The 17,024-nt window shown below is 35.1% G+C and carries 20 protein-coding genes; all 20 read right to left on the bottom strand.

What is annotated here, in order from left to right:
* Positions 1–7: 7 nt before the first annotated feature.
* Positions 8–1,606 carry a phage tail protein gene (locus BVF91_RS11955; protein ID WP_085113621.1) on the bottom strand — a complete coding sequence of 533 codons (1,599 nt, stop codon included), beginning with the start codon at positions 1,604–1,606 and terminating at the stop codon, positions 8–10.
* Between the two features lie 14 nt (positions 1,607–1,620).
* The gene (locus BVF91_RS11960; RefSeq protein WP_085113622.1) at positions 1,621–2,445 is read right to left on the bottom strand and encodes a hypothetical protein; all 825 of its coding nucleotides are present in this window, start codon (positions 2,443–2,445) and stop codon (positions 1,621–1,623) included.
* Complete coding sequence (locus BVF91_RS11965; protein ID WP_085113623.1) at positions 2,445–3,230, bottom strand: distal tail protein Dit; 786 nt, start codon at positions 3,228–3,230, stop codon at positions 2,445–2,447. The genes BVF91_RS11960 and BVF91_RS11965 overlap by 1 nt, the downstream gene beginning before the upstream one ends.
* Entirely contained in the window at positions 3,230–5,800 is a 2,571-nt protein-coding gene (locus BVF91_RS11970; protein WP_085113624.1) for a phage tail protein, read from the bottom strand. The genes BVF91_RS11965 and BVF91_RS11970 overlap by 1 nt, the downstream gene beginning before the upstream one ends.
* A gap of 248 nt (positions 5,801–6,048) precedes the next feature.
* Positions 6,049–6,384 (bottom strand): phage tail assembly chaperone G, encoded by a 336-nt coding sequence (gene gpG / locus BVF91_RS11975; protein ID WP_085113625.1) that lies wholly within the window; start codon positions 6,382–6,384, stop codon positions 6,049–6,051.
* A 43-nt stretch (positions 6,385–6,427) separates the two neighbouring features.
* A complete protein-coding gene (locus BVF91_RS11980) occupies positions 6,428–7,336 on the bottom strand; it encodes a major tail protein (protein ID WP_085113626.1) in 909 nt (302 codons plus the stop codon).
* Between the two features lie 5 nt (positions 7,337–7,341).
* A complete protein-coding gene (locus BVF91_RS11985; RefSeq protein ID WP_085113627.1) occupies positions 7,342–7,695 on the bottom strand; it encodes a hypothetical protein in 354 nt (117 codons plus the stop codon).
* On the bottom strand, positions 7,688–8,116 hold the full coding sequence (locus BVF91_RS11990) for an HK97-gp10 family putative phage morphogenesis protein (protein WP_085113628.1): 429 nt from the start codon (positions 8,114–8,116) through the stop codon (positions 7,688–7,690). Before BVF91_RS11990 ends, BVF91_RS11985 begins: the two co-directional genes overlap by 8 nt.
* A complete protein-coding gene (locus BVF91_RS11995) occupies positions 8,116–8,469 on the bottom strand; it encodes a head-tail adaptor protein (RefSeq protein ID WP_168170215.1) in 354 nt (117 codons plus the stop codon). Before BVF91_RS11995 ends, BVF91_RS11990 begins: the two co-directional genes overlap by 1 nt.
* Entirely contained in the window at positions 8,453–8,734 is a 282-nt protein-coding gene (locus BVF91_RS12000) for a hypothetical protein (RefSeq protein WP_085113630.1), read from the bottom strand. The genes BVF91_RS11995 and BVF91_RS12000 overlap by 17 nt, the downstream gene beginning before the upstream one ends.
* 24 nt (positions 8,735–8,758) lie before the next feature.
* Positions 8,759–10,147 carry a phage major capsid protein gene (locus BVF91_RS12005; protein WP_085113631.1) on the bottom strand — a complete coding sequence of 463 codons (1,389 nt, stop codon included), beginning with the start codon at positions 10,145–10,147 and terminating at the stop codon, positions 8,759–8,761.
* On the bottom strand, positions 10,110–10,727 hold the full coding sequence (locus tag BVF91_RS12010; protein WP_085113632.1) for an HK97 family phage prohead protease: 618 nt from the start codon (positions 10,725–10,727) through the stop codon (positions 10,110–10,112). The genes BVF91_RS12005 and BVF91_RS12010 overlap by 38 nt, the downstream gene beginning before the upstream one ends.
* Positions 10,720–11,922 carry a phage portal protein gene (locus BVF91_RS12015; protein WP_206199059.1) on the bottom strand — a complete coding sequence of 401 codons (1,203 nt, stop codon included), beginning with the start codon at positions 11,920–11,922 and terminating at the stop codon, positions 10,720–10,722. Before BVF91_RS12015 ends, BVF91_RS12010 begins: the two co-directional genes overlap by 8 nt.
* Positions 11,923–11,940: 18 nt before the next feature.
* A complete protein-coding gene (locus tag BVF91_RS12020) occupies positions 11,941–13,701 on the bottom strand; it encodes a terminase large subunit (protein WP_085113633.1) in 1,761 nt (586 codons plus the stop codon).
* On the bottom strand, positions 13,698–14,048 hold the full coding sequence (locus tag BVF91_RS12025) for a P27 family phage terminase small subunit (RefSeq protein ID WP_085113634.1): 351 nt from the start codon (positions 14,046–14,048) through the stop codon (positions 13,698–13,700). The genes BVF91_RS12020 and BVF91_RS12025 overlap by 4 nt, the downstream gene beginning before the upstream one ends.
* A 136-nt stretch (positions 14,049–14,184) precedes the next feature.
* Positions 14,185–14,511 carry an HNH endonuclease gene (locus tag BVF91_RS12030; protein ID WP_085113635.1) on the bottom strand — a complete coding sequence of 109 codons (327 nt, stop codon included), beginning with the start codon at positions 14,509–14,511 and terminating at the stop codon, positions 14,185–14,187.
* A 49-nt stretch (positions 14,512–14,560) separates the two neighbouring features.
* Positions 14,561–14,770, bottom strand: coding sequence for a hypothetical protein (locus BVF91_RS12035; RefSeq protein WP_085113636.1), 210 nt, complete (start codon positions 14,768–14,770; stop codon positions 14,561–14,563).
* A gap of 118 nt (positions 14,771–14,888) precedes the next feature.
* A complete protein-coding gene (locus BVF91_RS12040) occupies positions 14,889–15,521 on the bottom strand; it encodes a hypothetical protein (protein ID WP_085113637.1) in 633 nt (210 codons plus the stop codon).
* Complete coding sequence (locus BVF91_RS12045) at positions 15,487–16,395, bottom strand: DUF4747 family protein (RefSeq protein WP_085113638.1); 909 nt, start codon at positions 16,393–16,395, stop codon at positions 15,487–15,489. Before BVF91_RS12045 ends, BVF91_RS12040 begins: the two co-directional genes overlap by 35 nt.
* A gap of 169 nt (positions 16,396–16,564) precedes the next feature.
* A complete protein-coding gene (locus BVF91_RS12050; RefSeq protein WP_085113639.1) occupies positions 16,565–16,828 on the bottom strand; it encodes a hypothetical protein in 264 nt (87 codons plus the stop codon).
* Between the last annotated feature and the right edge of the window lie 196 nt (positions 16,829–17,024).

Here is a 17,024-nt window from a genome sequence, read left to right on the forward strand (position 1 = left end):
GCGCCTCCTAACTAAGTGTAACAATTGCACTTGTTGCAATTTGTTCTAGTTTTATGACTTCCTCATTGCCTATTGTAATAGGTAATTGTGTTTCAGCCGAAGCTACCATATTAAGCTGTAATACTTTAACATCAATGTTTTCCTCCCAGTTGACTCTTGGAGCTTCAGAGCCAACTCCACCAAGCAAGTTTGTGGCATAAACATAGAATTGCAAATGTTGTGCTGCTATTGTAAATGTACCAGTGCTTGTATACATCTGCACATCCAACATTGCAGATCCTTGTTGTATTTGTGCTAAAACAAATGGTACTCCTATAGTGTTATATCCTGCTTGACACAGTTGCTGTATCGTAGGCCCTATTTGAGCGCCTGCAAGGAAAAATTTGACCGTAAGAACCAATGCTGCACTTGCTTGCCCTACTATCATCAATCCTATTTGTGCATTCGTGCTTGAAAAATTTGTAATCGACAGAGAAATTGGATATTGCTGCGTTGTTGTAATAGTTAATGCATCATTATTCGTTGCAAATAACATACTTGGTTGTGCTGCAGCAATATCTGATGATATAGATTGTTCTTCAGTATCCTGTAGCCCTGGAATAATATAGCTTAACTCTACTTCATTCTTCCAAGGCTCTTGGGGATACCGCTTCAACCGCAATATTCTTGTCATTACATCAATTTTTAGTTCGCTGTCATAAACTCTAACTGTATCTCCGATATAAAATTTGTCCTCACTTAAACCTGTTATTGAAGATAAGTCAAGAACACTACATTCATAACTGATAATCGGTTGTGACAATTCAGCTAACTTCTTTTTTGCAGCATCCAACAAATTTTGAGTGAGAATAAATCTATCGTCTTGCCAGATATATTCCTTCCTAAACTTTGCTTTTGCCTCCGTAAGTGTAAGACCTTGCGATGTATACCAGCTATAATCCTCAAGATATTCCTTGCCGTCATTAAAATCTGCGATACTAAGGCCATTCTTTCCATACGCATATAACACCGTTGCTTCAGGTGGCTTTACAGTTCGCTTTATTGATTTTAGATTCTTCTTGTATCGAAATCCAGCACCTCTATTGCTACCTATCTGCTGCAGCATGTTTATTTTTCTGTTTATACTATCCCACTGTATCTCTAATCCTACTATTTTTGCCCATTGTCGGACCAACCAAAGCACTGTTTTATCTACTTCTTTCAAGCTATATATGCCATCAGTATCCGCTTCTATTGTTCCGACTGTCCATCTTGTACCAATTAGCAACTGCTTTAATCCATCTATAGCACTCTTTCTATCAATAAGAAACTCGCCTTGTTTCGTGCTGTTTAGAAGCTCGATATAGGCGAGTTCACATGACACATCTACGATTTCTTTGCCTGAATCGTCTCGGCCATCAACAATTTGAGAAATAATATATCTTTTGCTAGCATAAATAACCTCTTCGTCATGCTTAATATATTGCGATTTTGAGTCATTAAATGGTATCGAAAATTCCAATGTTTCAGCATCATTTAGTTTTTCTTCAACAACTATATCATATGCATTCTCTAATATTGCTACCAGATTGCCATGCAGGTCATAGAGCTTTATATAATCCTTCAATCACCTCACCGCCTTTAAGACTTCAGGACCGCTCCTAATGAAAATGTAAAAGAAGGTGTATCTCCAGCAATCGTATAGAATGCTGCTATTTGAGATCCTAGTAAGCCTGTTACAGCCTTCATTTCCGAAGTAACGGCTGTCGCTTGTGTGAACGTCACTAAATCGAACCACTTGCCCGAAACTGGGTCCTTCGTTTTTATTTTTATGTCTAAAGTCGGCATTGTTCCACTCACTGCTGTTATATCCAAGAAAAATACTGCCTCTTTATATTTCTTCATATCTATTGGCGTTGCGCTTGTATCTCCAGATGCAGTTCTCGCCGCAGATGCAAGCATAGTGACTTCCTGAGCAGTTTGTACAAGTTGGACTTGCACTACACCATTTGAATCTGTAAGTATACGCCTTGCATTCGTTCCATCACTTCCGGCTATCAATATTGCCTTAGCCGGATGTGCACTTCCCGGAGTAGCATCTGCAGGTGTCGAGACTATGTCTACATCGCCAATATTGTTATTGCCAGCTGGTATTGATGGTAGCTGAGCTACATTTATAGAACCTATATTATTTGTGCCAGCAGGCAGAGACTCAGAAATTGCAGTTTTTAAATTACCATTGCTGCTTAAAGTCGATGGCAATCCGCCACCAAATAAGGTCCTTATTCTTTTTATTATGCCTATAAGTGTACCGTTTCCTGTGGCTTCGGCATCTGTCGTTGTACCTAATGTTGCTATGGCTCCATCTTTTGCCTTAGTTTGCATATACCAGTCTATACCATCATAGTAGCTGCTGGTCAACTTATTATCAAGATCTGTATTGAGCCTTGCATTTTGCTGCGCCATTATATCCACCTCTCTTTAAACTGTATTTTTATATCTGCATTTACTCCATTCTCACAATTGAATATGAGACTATTGGGTCCTGGTTGCAATGTTGGAAATTCACCATCAATCAATGCCAATATTGAATCCTCTGCTGGATCATATCCACCGGTTGTATTTATGTCTCGGTCCATCCCTTTGTAACAAGTAAAAGTTTCACTATTTATGTCTATTTGACTATTGTTTGTTATGGTACCATTATACAAAAAGATAACATCGTTCAATGTTATCTTTGGATTTTTTATATCCCCCCAAGCGGCAATAATACTTATGACAGGGTTTGTTTCTGCAGTGCCATTATTATATATACCTTGCGTTGCACCAGATTGAACTGTATATTTTTGTGTTATATCATTCAAAGAATATGCAAATGGATCACAAATAAATTCAATTGTAAACTCACCTAAATAAAAGAAATCTCGCTGTATTTGCATATTATTGGCCACTTTAGCCATGTAATATTTATCCGTTTCATCACTTAATATTAATTGCACTTTATCATTTGTCTTAAGCCATGCTGCAACTGCTCGAAATTTTGCCATAAATTCATCTTTATTTAATACCGGAAGATCACAATCAATAGAAATTTTTCTATCGCCAAAGGGTTGTGGAAATAAATATGAACCTGCTCTACCTGATATTTTCTCATACTGATCCTGTATTTCAGGAAATATATTTCTATTTATTTTTACCACATTTACTCCCAAATCTTTACTTGATAGCCCATTAAATATAAAGTAACTCATTATCTCACACCCCTTGCACGATTAGATGATTGTATAAGATTGTTTAGTTGTCTTGATATATTGTAGATATCACTATCATTTCTTACAACTAAATTCTCCACTGTTATAAGAGATCCAAACTGCATCTGTGGAAATAATATATCCTTTAATGCACTCGCTAGTTCTCTATAATTTATTCCTGTATTAACATTAGTTGATAAATTAGTACTTATATCCGAATTTACTTGCTCATTCAACCCTTGCATTGCTTTATTTACCATTTTGCTGCTGTCTGCGATACCTTCCGCCATGCCTGCACCAATTTGTAAGCCTACTTCATCTCTAAACAATCTAGATGGTGAATGAATACCAAGAGCATTTTTAGCAGCATTGAGAGCATTTTTAGCTGCTCTAACTACTCCTTCTGCAAGACTAACTGCTGCATCTGCTACACCATTTGCAATCCCTCGTATAAGATCTATACCCAGCTGTGCCCAGTTTATTTTTGCAAAACCTTTAACCATTGCAATAAATATTTGTGGAATAACCGCAACAACTTCTGGTATATTTTGCACTATCCCTAACGCCAAAGCGACCATGATTTGTAATGCAGCCGATATTAACATAGGCAAATTCTGTATTATTACTGATACAATCGTTGTAACAATTGTTGGAATATAACTAATTAGTTGAGGGATAGCCCGCGCTAAACCATTTATTAATGCCTGTAATAATTGAATGCCTGACTCTATTATTTTAGGCAAATTAGTTAATATGGTTTTTAAAATAGCATCAATAACTTTTGGCAATGCGGCCACCAAAGCAGGAATTGTGTCAATTATGCCATTTATTAAAGCCGTCAATATTTCAGTGCCTAAATCAATTATTGTTGATAAGTTTGAATAAATTGCATCATAGAATGATTCAATTATTTTCGGTATAGCATCAACAAGTTTTGGTAAAGCCTTCATTAACCCTTTTACTAATGCAAGTATCATCTGTAATGCTGCTTCAATAAGCTTTGGTAACGCTGGAATAATGCCGTTTACCAAAGCTAATATAATTTGTAATGCCACAGGAACTAATTGTGGCAATGCTTGCGTTATGCCATTTATAAGAGCCATTACTATTCCAACCGCTGCTTGTATCAAATTAGGTAATGCCTGGGATATCCCAGTAACTAACATTGTAATTGCTTGAACTGCTGCTTCTATTAATTGTGGTCCACTTGAGCTTATTACTTGAATTAAAGAATTTAATAGCTGCATAGTCGCATCAATTAAAGGAGGTAAAACTGTCGGAATTGCTGTAACAATTGCATTTGCAATGCCTGTGAGTATTGTCGGTATTACCGTTAATATCTGTGGCAAAAATCCCAAAATCTGATTTATTATTGAGTTCAGTCCTTCCGAAATTGCTGTTCCTACCTGCGACCAATCGCCAGTTTTTAATGCCTGCCCTACAGCAGCAGTTACATTCTGTACATTATTTACAAGCGATTGTAATGCAGGCAATACAGCTGACGCTATGTTGCCTCCTAACCCTTGCAATGACATTTTTAAAGCAGATATACTATCTCCAAAAGCATCTAATGCAGATATTTGCTCGCCTGACAAAACCGCACCATTCTTTTCCGCCTCTTGTGTTAATCGATTTAACTCATCACCGCCAGCTTTAATGAGCGGATTTAGTTCCATAGCTGATTTTCCAAAAATCTGCATTGCTAAAGCGTCGCGTTCTGTTTCATTTGATATGCCATTAAGTGCATTTAATGCTTCACTAAAAACGATTTTGCTATCTCTAAGCTGTCCATTTGAATCTGTTACACTTATGCCTAAAGCCTTAAATGCTGCGGCTTGTGCTCCAGTTCCATCTTTTGCTGCGGCCATACTTTTTGTTAATTTCGCTTGTGCACCTGCAATTGTGTCAAAACTAACTCCCAAATTATCTCCAGCATATCTTAATTCTTGTACCCTTTCAGCTGTAAGGCCTGTAACATCTGATGCCTTTTGTATCTCATCTGCATAGTCAGCAGCGGATGTTGCCATTTTCCACACTCCTGTAGCTGCCCCCACCGCTGCTGTACCAACTGCTGCTATTCCCGCGATCGCCGCTTTACCGATTGTAGCACCAATTTTGCCTAAGCCATCTCCTAATTTGCTTAACACGCCATCAAATTTACTTGCCTTAGATGATTCTTGCTCCATCTCATTGCCAAAACTATTCAATTTAGCAGTACAATCGGCCAATTCTTTTTGGTTTTTGTTTAAAGATTCCGTTTCTTTGTTTATTCTTATTTGCAAATCCTGAGCGGCTTTGCTATCTTCTCCCTTTTCTGCTGCTATTCGTTTATATTCATTTGTTAATGCTTCAACTTTTTGGCGCTGCAATTCAGTTATTTCATTTAAAGCTTTTATCCTTGCTTGCAAACCTTCTGCATTGCTGCCCCAGTCATCCATTCCTGCTGCTGCAGCCTTAAACCCTGTATCTATCACTCGAATTTGTCTGTTTAATTCAGCTATATTGGCTTTAAAATCAGTTATATCCAATGACACTTTTCCGCCAATATCGTTCTCATTTCCCGCTGCCATAATTTCACCACCTTATAGCCATGACGGCGGTTTCGTCGCTCTTATATATGTCTTACCATTCCTAATTCGTATATTGTCATTCTTTTTAGGCTTATAAAATAAAAAATCCATCAATGTTTCAAGGCTGGTATCATCAATATCCTTCAATGTCCAACCAAAATTCTTAACCAATAAATGATATAGACTATTCAAGGTATCTTCTATATCAACACCTTCACTATCATTTTGGGACGTTTCTACGTCCCTTTTTAGTTTTTTTGGATCACGCCTGACACTGCCAAAATTATTTTATTGATTTCAATGTTTATTTCTTCATCACTTAAATCTTTCTGCAATTCATCTATTGTAAATTGATTGCCGTATACCTCACATATTAGAGCTGCCTTTCTATCATTTAGTTCTGCCATCTTGTCTAAAAGTTCTTCAATTGTATCTAAATTTTCTAAGTCATTTTGTATTTCCTTGCCTATTTTGGCCAACTCTAATGATTCCTTTTGTATCTTTAAAGCCTCTTTACTCAAAAATGCTGTTACTTTTATCGTTGAATATGTTTTATCGCCTAATTTCAATGTAAGTGCTTTCATATTATCCCTCCATTAAAATTATAGGGAGGAATTAACCTCCCTATTATGCTGCTGTAGTAAAATCTATTGCTGTTGCTGCCAATGCCTGTCCGTAAGCATCTACTACACCTGCTATAGATACAATATACTTTGTCGTAGCTGAAAGTGCTGCTGTAGGCGTAATTGTAAGTATCTTCTTTGTAACATCAAGCGATTTTGTAACTGCTACAATATTTCCATTTGTTGAATTTATAAGTGTAACTGCTTCAGATTCTATCGGATTGCTAAACGTAAGAGTGATAGCTGCTGTACTGCTTACATCAGCTGCTCCGTCAGCTGGCGTACTGCTTATTAATGTTATAGCTGCTGGTGTTCCTGATTTATCTGGTGTTTGTACTTGTGTAAACCAACCAGTTGGATCGAATGCTGGATCTGATGTGTCTGCAAATATTCTTTTTATTGATTGCAATTTCCCATCTATGGTCCATTGATGTTTTGTTGATACTGCTGTATAAGTAAGTTCATAAGTTTTTTCATCAACTTTATCGGATTTTGTCACTGAATCTTCTGCGCCACCATAAATTGTGCCTTTTAAGAACCAATAATATCTATAACCATCAGCACCCATATTGAACCTAAACCCAAGCGCAATATCAGGTGGATTAGCTTCTCCTGAATCATATACCCTGCCGGAAACCTGGTCATACTTTTTACCTTGAAGTATTGCCAATTTTTGAGCCGGTATATTCTGCACAGTAATTTTTAGTTCTGTTGCAGCTTCTGTCACATAATTATTTGCTGCTTTGTTATCATAATAAGTTGTTTTACTGTCTATTTTGGCCTCTGCTGATATTTCCGCAACCGGCGCTAAATATTGTGGTGCCCCTGCCATATATCCATTGTCATCATCTTGTGTTACTAATGCAAAATATAAGTTATCGACGCCTACAAATTCGCCGTATTCATTAGCCATCTTTTTTATTCCTCCTTGTAAAAAATATAATCTGACGTATAACCGTAATGGCCTGTATCTTGATTAAATGGTAAATCTCTGCCACTTACACGTAAAAAACCTGCTGGAAGCATTACAGACCTAAATAATTGGTCTGCACTTTGCTTTATAGCAGGTTTCTTTGAATATAGTACAAGCTGTACTCTTGTTGTAGTACTCGCTATCTTATTATCATAATGTGTGTCATTTGTCTCATTTATGATTTGATATGTTATGAATGTTTCAGGCAACATTTCTGTATTTCCAAATGTGCCTTGTTCTCTTACAGGGTAGCCCAAAGATATCAATGTATTATAAATTAACTCATAAATGTTACTCATCAGGCATCCCTGCCTTTTTTAATATATCTCTCTGTATTTTTTTAACTTTGCTTTTGTTACTTGTGAAAGCATTTCTTATTCCCGGATCTGCAGCATTATGTGGAGACCCATATTCAACAAATACAGCGTGCCAAGCATTTTCGCTTTTATCCGTATTTATGCCAACATCTACGTAAAAATAATTGCCATCTTGCTTTACCTCTGAAAGGTCGACACCTTTTAAAGTAGCTCCTGTGAATTTATGCTTTTCTGCCCACGCTTTTATATCCTCATATACTGGTTTTGCACTTTCAGCAATAGCCTCTGATACAGATTCTTCAACATTGACTCCAACTTCTTGTATCTTTTTTAGATATTCTTCTATGCCTGATAATTTTAAACTTATAGTTCTATTTTTTGTTAAATTAGATGGCGTTGACATTAAGCATTCACCACTCTTTGCACTTTGAGAATCATGTATTGATTCCTCATTTCGACATTCTCAATGTTAATTATCTCGTATACCTTGCTTGGATCGTCATTTAATAATACTCTATCTCGTTCTGATATATCAGGTCTATACCACATCGTTAATTCAGCCGTATCATAAACTATAAGCGAGCCTGCTTGAATGCTTTCTGTACCGCCCCTACCTTTCCAATTGCAATAATCGAGCGCCGGATCTGCATCGACATAGTCTATGTCAGGAGCTCCGTTGACAATTGTCTGTTTCCGATTTTGTATATGAATTATTGTATTAAAAATTAACGTACTCGGTTTAAACAGATGCGCCACCTCCAGCATGTATGTATAGATTTTTCAAGCGATACCGCAAATGCTCCGGCATGCCTGCATCACTGTCTTTACTCAAAAATCTCCAGACTGCATAATCTACAACAAACATAAGATGGTATGAATTACTTCCATCGAGTGCTATTCCTTTTTCTTCGGTCAATTCGGTTATGATTCCCTCAATTAATTTTGTTAAATATATATCTCTAATGGAAGTATTCATACCTAAATTTGCTTTTACAAGTTGGAGGATTAAACCTATATCCACTTTACTTCCTCCTATTTAAATATATTATGCATTAGCAATATCAGCATCAAAGGTTATTGTTGTAGTTGGAGCAACATTATTTATATTCACTATCACAAAGCCTGCACCAATTGCTGGAGCACCATCATAACGGGCTGTGCCTTTGAATACTGTCTGGTCCTCTATAAATCTTACCTGGTCTGATACTGCGAGCTGTGCGCCTGCTCTTTCTGCCAATAGATAGAGGGAACCGTAGCCACCTATAATATCACCGTCAGGTATAAATGGCAATTCAACGATATCTCCGCCTTCGACCGGCATTGTATTATTTTGTCCCGCGACAATTGCACCGGCAGCATTAAATGTAACAGCCTTTGATATCAATGTCATTCTTGTCTTTCTATTCATAGCCCAGAAAGTTCCACCAGTTGCATAATTAGGTTGTGCTGCACCCAGTGCAAGCATTAATGCAGAGAAGAATTTTGCATCGCTTAATGTTCCATCTAATTTAAGCAGATTTGTCGTGGTTAAATTCTCCCATGCAGGTGCATTTGCTCCCCAGTCGGCAGGCTGTTGGGTTTGTGCAAGTCTCGTCGCAATGCCTAGAGGCATCTTTGTGCCAGTACCATATAATATAGCTTTATCAACTGCGAGACCTATAGCCTGTCCAAGTGCATCCATTATCTCATTTGCAAGGTTCAAGTCACTATCTTCCAATATTGAATTAGGCACTGGAATAAATCCACCAACCTTATAGCCGTCAACCTCAATCTGATTGAATTTAAGAGCTAACTCATTGAGCTTTCCGACTGATTCTGTCCATATACCTTCAGGGATGGTTCCGGCAATATTTTGTCTCGCTTTACCTGCTACTGATTTTAAGTTTACTCTCGTTATTAACTTGCTGTATCTATAAAGATTGTCTCTTAAGAGGTCCAACATAACATCAGGTATTGTCAGCTCTGCGCCAGTTACGGACCTTTTCTGTCCTATCAGTTCTCTTGTTCGTGTCAAGAATTCTTTTACCTCATCTTTTGCAATCAAAGCATTGACCACTTCTCTTGTCATTCCATTGAAAAATTTCCCTGTTCTCATTCTTACCTCTCCTTCAACCATATTTTTATTTCTGTCATTCGCTTTGCTTTCAGAATTGTTTTTAGGTTCTTTGCTGTTCAGTTCTTCAAGCTGTCCTTCAAGTTCTGCAATCTCGCCTTCAAGTTTGCTTTTATTTTCCTCAAAGTCAGCTTTATCTTTGTCAAGTTTTTCAGTCTCCTCTTCTATTGCCGCTATTTCTTCATCTGTTTTTGCCTCATCAATAGCTTTTTCCAATTCGGAAGCTCTCTTATTGAGATCTTCCTCAGTTTTTAGAAGTTCCGCCAAAGCTGCTTTTCTCTGCTCAATTTTTTTGTTCAACATTATCTGTTTTAATGCCATAATTTCTCAACCTCTCTTTCAATTTTTTCTTTCTAATTTCAATTTGTTTTTGTTTATACTTCTCAATTTCTCTGTGTCTAGCCTGCACACCTGTTTCTTCATATGCAGGAAATGTGCAAACAGATACCTCATGTAAGTCAATCGCTCTTAATGTCGTATGCAAAGTTCCGTCTTGGCGCCACTCATCTTCCTCATCTAATACATTAAAGCCAAAACTACATTGTGATACATCACCGCGCTTTACCCTTTCATATAAATTCATAGCATCACTATCATTTTGGTTAATTTTTATACTGCCCCAAAGCCCATGTCCATCGCTTTTTAATTCAAGCGTTCCGGCTTTATTTCTGCCAAGCACAAGAGTTGTGTCATGATTTATCAACGCCCTTATGTCATTTCCAAGTGTATTATTTACGGCTTCTGGAGCAACCTTCTCAAAATAACCGGGCCATAGTTCCGTTTCTTGATTGTAGACAATGAAATAACCTTCAATATATTTATCGCTGTCGCCTTCTGCTCTAACCTTTAATTTTGCTAAATCGGACTGTAAACTTCTTGTCTGAAATATTGTTTTATCCATTATCATCACCTCCATTTTCCTTAAGCTTTTTCTGTTCTCCAATCATTCCAGCCGGAATGTAATTCTCTAAGATCACCCTTTCGTCAAGCCCGTCAAGTGGCGACATGCCAAGCCAATCCCTTACCTCATTGCCTGTCATAATGCCTCTCACATACATATTGGATCCCACATTTGATAGCTCTGTAATGTCATAAGCATATAAACTGCGCGGATTGAATTTGAAATATAAGTCAGGACTATAAAGTAGCTTTCTTGTCAGTTCCTGTTCTATTCCTTTGGCTATCGGAAGAATAGTTGCGTTTATGAATGTATTGTACTCGTCTTTATTGAAATCTCCTACACCCAAGAAAAAAGCAGGCACACCAAATATACCTGCAACTGTCCTTTTATCAATTTGTACCGCGTCATTTATTGCGAGGTCTTGCAATGATAATGGTTTTATTGTGTCGACTTTTATAAGATCCGCTGGAATTATCCAAGGTTTACCTTCCTCTGTTTCGTCAATATACTTTTCGAGTATCGCCTCTCTGCCTTCCTTACTGGAAAGTTCTTCTGTCATAGCATCAACTGATACAATTACTGAAGGTCTCCATTTATCAGACATAAAATGCTTTTTAGTTACTATAGCTTGTTCAAGATTATTAATAATGTCTTTAAGCACCACTCTATAACCAGTACCCATATATGGTTTTTCTGGATCAGGATTGATGATAAAATGAAGAACCTCATCGTAGTTATAAATTTTATTATTATAAATTATTTTATAAGCTGTATCGGTTTCTAAAAACGATACCTCGGAAGGTTTCAAAGGAATTAATTCATCTATCAATCCATCCTGTGTTATTTTTGGATATACAATACTATTTCCTTTACCATCTAGAAGCATGGTATAAACTATATTGTACATCCATGCCTTACGCGTCATAAGGCTATATGGATTTATATCTATCTTCCTAGATAATTCATTTTTGATCCTTATATCTCCATTTTCTGTATTTTGCATTAGATATATTGTCATAGAAGATATAAGCTCCGCGATTTTGTGTGCCGCTATTTTTACCTCCGGATTGTCAGATAACCTTGTATAACCGGGAATACATAATGTATCATATGCGCCATCTGTTATAAACCATCCTATTAAAGGATCAGCCCTTGTTTTCATCTTTCTATGTTTTATAAATTTTAAAAAATTCAACTACCTCACCGCCCTTCATTAGCTTTTGAGCCATCTTTCAGCATAAGTTTTCTTTTCTAAGTTCTCAAGTTTCCTTACACATGCAAAAACAGCGGCATCAAATATATCAATGCGCTGTGTTCCTCCATCTCCATCGATTTTTTCATATTGAATCATATCGTCTGTTTTTTCTATGGCTCTCACATTCTGAACACAATATTCAAAGGCCTCTGAATGAAGATAATAAAAGTCGCCGTTTTTTACTTTCGCTTCTATGTGCCTGAAACCTTCGCTCTTTTTATAGAAATATTGCGGCTGGTCCACAATATTAAATCCCGCTGTTTTCATGCCGACAAAATATTCTCTGCAAAATTTTCTATCATGGCCAATCTGTTTAATTTTAAATCCCATTTTTCGCATTTTGATAAACCAATTAACTACATCTGCATGATTTACAGTTGGGTTATTGCACATATCAAGCCAACCATCATCTTTCCAGCCGAATAGAGGTATATTATCTTCATCAGCTTTTCTTTGTGCCATTACTATCGGAAACCATGCATGAGTAATAACAATATCGACATCATGCATTTTACCGTTTTTATCTTTATATGCGTTATAATATGTCCCATACAGTGCCGCGGCGGTCAGATCATGCAGCTTTGACAAGTCAGCGCCACCAAACCATTCAATAGGCAATTTAACTAATTCCTCAATGGTCCAATCATATTTTTTGTCACTATTTCTAAATTCATCTATATTGAAATAGGCTTTCATAGAAGCTGTATAAATGTTTAATGACTTCGCAAGAAAATCTTTCCTTTGCTGTGGATCATTCTGAGCCTGTAGAGCGTCATTCATCATATCCTCCGGTCTTATGGTTACTCTATAATTAGGATTAGCCTTCTCATGTTCTATCGGGTTCGTATAATCTACATCTCCATTCTCATCTTCATCTGCTTTTGTAATAAATACAAAATATGCCTCATCTTTAATAGTCCCATTTAATATCTTTTGGCAATATTTCAATCTATTATAGCAGAATGAATTCATATTATCTCCCGCCGTCGTAATACCTATCATCAACTTATTCGTATAAGCTTTCATAGCTTCTTTTATGATATTATATTGTTTCGGCGTTTTATAAGCATGGATCTCATCTGCTATGCCAACATTGCAATTCAAACTATCTTGTTTATCAGGATTAGCAGCCAAAGCTTTAATATATATAAAGCCGTCACTTAATTCGCCACTTATGCTATGTTCCTGATTATTGTCAAGAATTCTAAAATTACCATCTTCACCCATCTGTTTTAGGTTGAAAAGTATAAAATTAAAAGATTGCAATGATTGATCTAGCACTGCGCTTGTAATATATATTTTACTTCCTGACCTTCGCTCTAATAATGCCAAAGCCCAAGATAAAGCAGCAACAAATCTTGTCTTCCCATTTTTTCGAGGTATAAAAATAAACGCTTCTTTAAAGCGCCTTATTTTTGTCCCTTTATTATAAAATCCTAATAAATTATAAACAATAAATTTTTGCCAAGTCTCCAATAAAAAAGGCTCACCTCGTAGCGGTGTGCCATCTAATTTTTCTCCCTGATCATGGACAAATGTTTTTTCAATAATTTGTATTACAAATTCGGCATCTTTCGGGTTAAAATCATAATTAGAATTTTTAAGATCTTTTAAAAATCTATTACAGGTTTGAATTAATTCTTTACAAGCAACTTTCTTACCTGCAACTATGCTCTTTGCATATTCTATTACAGTATCATAGTTTTTATATTTAGTCATTTCAACTCACTCAAAACTGAAGCCAGTTTTGATTTATTGCCCTTTTCAGTAGTTACAGTTTCAATTGATTTCGGATTGAGGCATAGTCTATCAGAGTATGCCAAAATATCTTTTCTCAATGATTCTAATGTTGCAACAATCGGGGATTTTTTTGTACCTCCCTGGTCCGTTTCTACCTCATATTGATACCCACCTTTTTCAAATTCATTATTCAAAGTTAAATATTGATAAACTAGTTCGGAATATATCTCAATTAGGCGATTATACTGCGGTTTATGGACTCCGAGTGTTTTCATATCTTCTATTGTTCTTCTCTTAATTGTTTCCTTTGAAGGTACCTTCGCCATGCCTCTCACCTCCTGAAAAAATTTTTTCAATGGTCGCTCTATTGGAAAGAGTTCCCCGTACCGGTCCCCCAAAGATATTTTATTTTGTTGTCAAGGTGGGGGGGATTACTTTCTTTATCGTTGTCAAATCTTATTATCATTTCTCTGAATATTTTTCTATCCAATCCAAACCAATTTTACCCATCTTCTTAACCCATGCAAGCCCGAATGAAGTAAGTTTATCACTATCTCTATCATGCATTTTATTATGGCACTTTTCACATAAACTAATTAAGTTTATATTTGCTAACGCTAATGCAATATTATATATTAAGCACCATGTAAGAGGTATAATATGATGTACCGTCGTCGCTTGTGTTGTCTTCCCATACCTCTTGCATTCTTGACATAAATACTCATCTCTCTTTAATATTATCTCTCTCTTATGCTTCCATTTTGCACTCTTATAAAAATTATGTTCCATCATTATCGCCTACTTTTGCCAAAATAAAAAAGAGCCTTGTCAAAGCTCTTTATACTTTCCATTTATGTCCGCAATTCATGCATACTGCCAATGTGGTTGTTTTTAAAGTACCTTTTCTTTTCGGTACTAATAACCATAACCCTGCTGTACATAATATTAAAAGCCATCTACCTAAAGTTCTTAGAATGCTTACATCCTTAACTTTTGAACTTCCTTGTACTACTTGAATATTTTCTGAACCACATTTTTTACATACCATATTGACCTCCCCTTTTCTTTCATAATTTCCAATATATATTATTCTATATTTATCTGATTTTTCCTGCACCTAATTCAAAAATTTCATATAGAAAGAACTTAAAGCTTAGACATTTGCCTTATTGCTCATTAGCCTTTTGATTTTCATTTGAAAATTCATAGCTTACCAAAAAAATTCTTAAACAGGTTCCTAAGAGAGCTATAGAATAAAATATTGAAAAACAAAACATATAGCTTAATATAAAACTAATAATAATAGTTGTATAGCTAGTTGCTACTATATCTGAAAAAGACATCAAATACATTCCTATATAGACTATAATTGTCATACCTATAAATGCACCTATAAAATAAAAACTATACAATATGCTAATTAGATTTTTAATCATCTTCTTATTATTAATACTCTCAATTACCCGTTTCGTAATTGTACCAGTTAAAATAGCTAATCCGCTAATTATAAATCCCAACATTCCTATTAGAGATTCGAATAAACTTAAAGTTATATCTCTAATAATTTGGTTAAATAATTCAATTTTAACTAAATTAAAAAGATAAAGCCAGATAATTGCTGCCAAAATAGATATAACAAAAGATAATTTTGCTTCATTACTACTATAAAGTTCTTTCCATTTCAAACTTATTTTCAATAAGTGCATAAATTTAGTATGTTTAGTAGAATAAAAATAATCAATTAGTTTTTCTTCCTGACATCTATTATTGTTCACTTCCTTTGTTTGTTTCTTTTTCATTTAAATTCAACTCCATTTTTTTACTTACAAGTTCCTTTATAAAAAATGACGCTCTTTCTGCAAATGCCCCTATGCTATCTTTTTCAATATCCGGAATTTGTCTTTTATATGGTGTATCTTCAGAACTTGTTATCGTCATTATTTCATCCTGTTTGTTTCTGCCTTTCACAGTCATTTCTCCATATCCTTTGCCAACTCCAAAAAACATCCTTTCAAAAAAACTATTTTTAGGATTTATCCCTTGTTTGCTTTTGCTAGATACCTCTAATCGTTGTGTATATTTTGTAGCATTACTTTCTTTAAATTCTTGAGCAGTTGTACCAAACAATTTGTCAAAGTCATCTGTATTAGCATTAGGTGGAACAATAATAACCTCAGCACTTAATATTTTTTTAAAACTATATATCTTTTCCTTTAACTCGTCTATATTATTTTCTAAAAATATTTCAAAAGAAATATCATCAAAATATGTTTCCAATAATATTTTAAAATACTTATTAAACTGATTATACCCAAAATCCCGTCTCGTAATAAAAGCTATTTCTTCCGTTTTTAGATCAAAATAAAAAGTACAACTAGATGCACAATCATCAGCACCTACTATATTTACAGTATCCTGTTTTTCATCATAGCTTTGTAGTTCTCCCTTAAAAATTTTAACTAATCTACCCGCAACTGATCTATTTTTATAGTCCTTCGACAAATCACAAAATTTATATTTTGTCGTTTGTTGATTATCTTCTTCTTCATAAACTGCTTGAGCATCCATTTTATTAAAAATATCATCCAAAATTTTAATCCTAATATTATCGTCTTTGTATACTTCATATATTTCTGAATTGATATTAAACTTTGAAAAATACATTTGCGCCATTAATTTATTTCCTCCTTTTTCTTTCTATTCTATTTTTTCTATTTTTTAATTCTACAAAAAAAGAGGAAATCCTTCTAAGTTTGATAAAATTTTAAGGCACTAGAATGTGAATGTTCATGATATTTTATATATAAAAGAGCCCTGTTAGAGCTCTTTAAATTACTTAATATCAATTTAATTCAGTTAATATTATGCTATTTCCACATTCTTCGCAAGTAAATTCAATGCCTTTTATTTCAGGATATATATCAATATCACTTACTTCGTACATATTTTTTATTTCTTCCATTTCATTTTCGATTTCTATTTTTACATCCGGTTCGCAATGTATTTTTGATTTCTCTAATTTTTTACTTACATAGCTGTAATTTTCCTCATTCGGTAGCAATTCCACGATCTTTCCACAATGTTCGCAGATAACCTGTATCTTCATTTATAAATTCCCCCCCTTTCTTTGTACTTTTTACCATAATATTCTACATTTCTTTCCAAAATCCTTCTTTTTTAGCAAAAATTTAAGCTCAGGAAGGGGACACCTGAGCTTTGTCTTTTGTTTTTCAAATATTCATCTATTGTTCTATTATGTATTATAGCATAGATTTTTTTGAAAAAAGTATTAGACTTTTTTG

Source organism: Thermoanaerobacterium sp. PSU-2 (assembly GCF_002102475.1).
Classification (GTDB): Bacteria; Bacillota; Thermoanaerobacteria; order Thermoanaerobacterales; family Thermoanaerobacteraceae; genus Thermoanaerobacterium.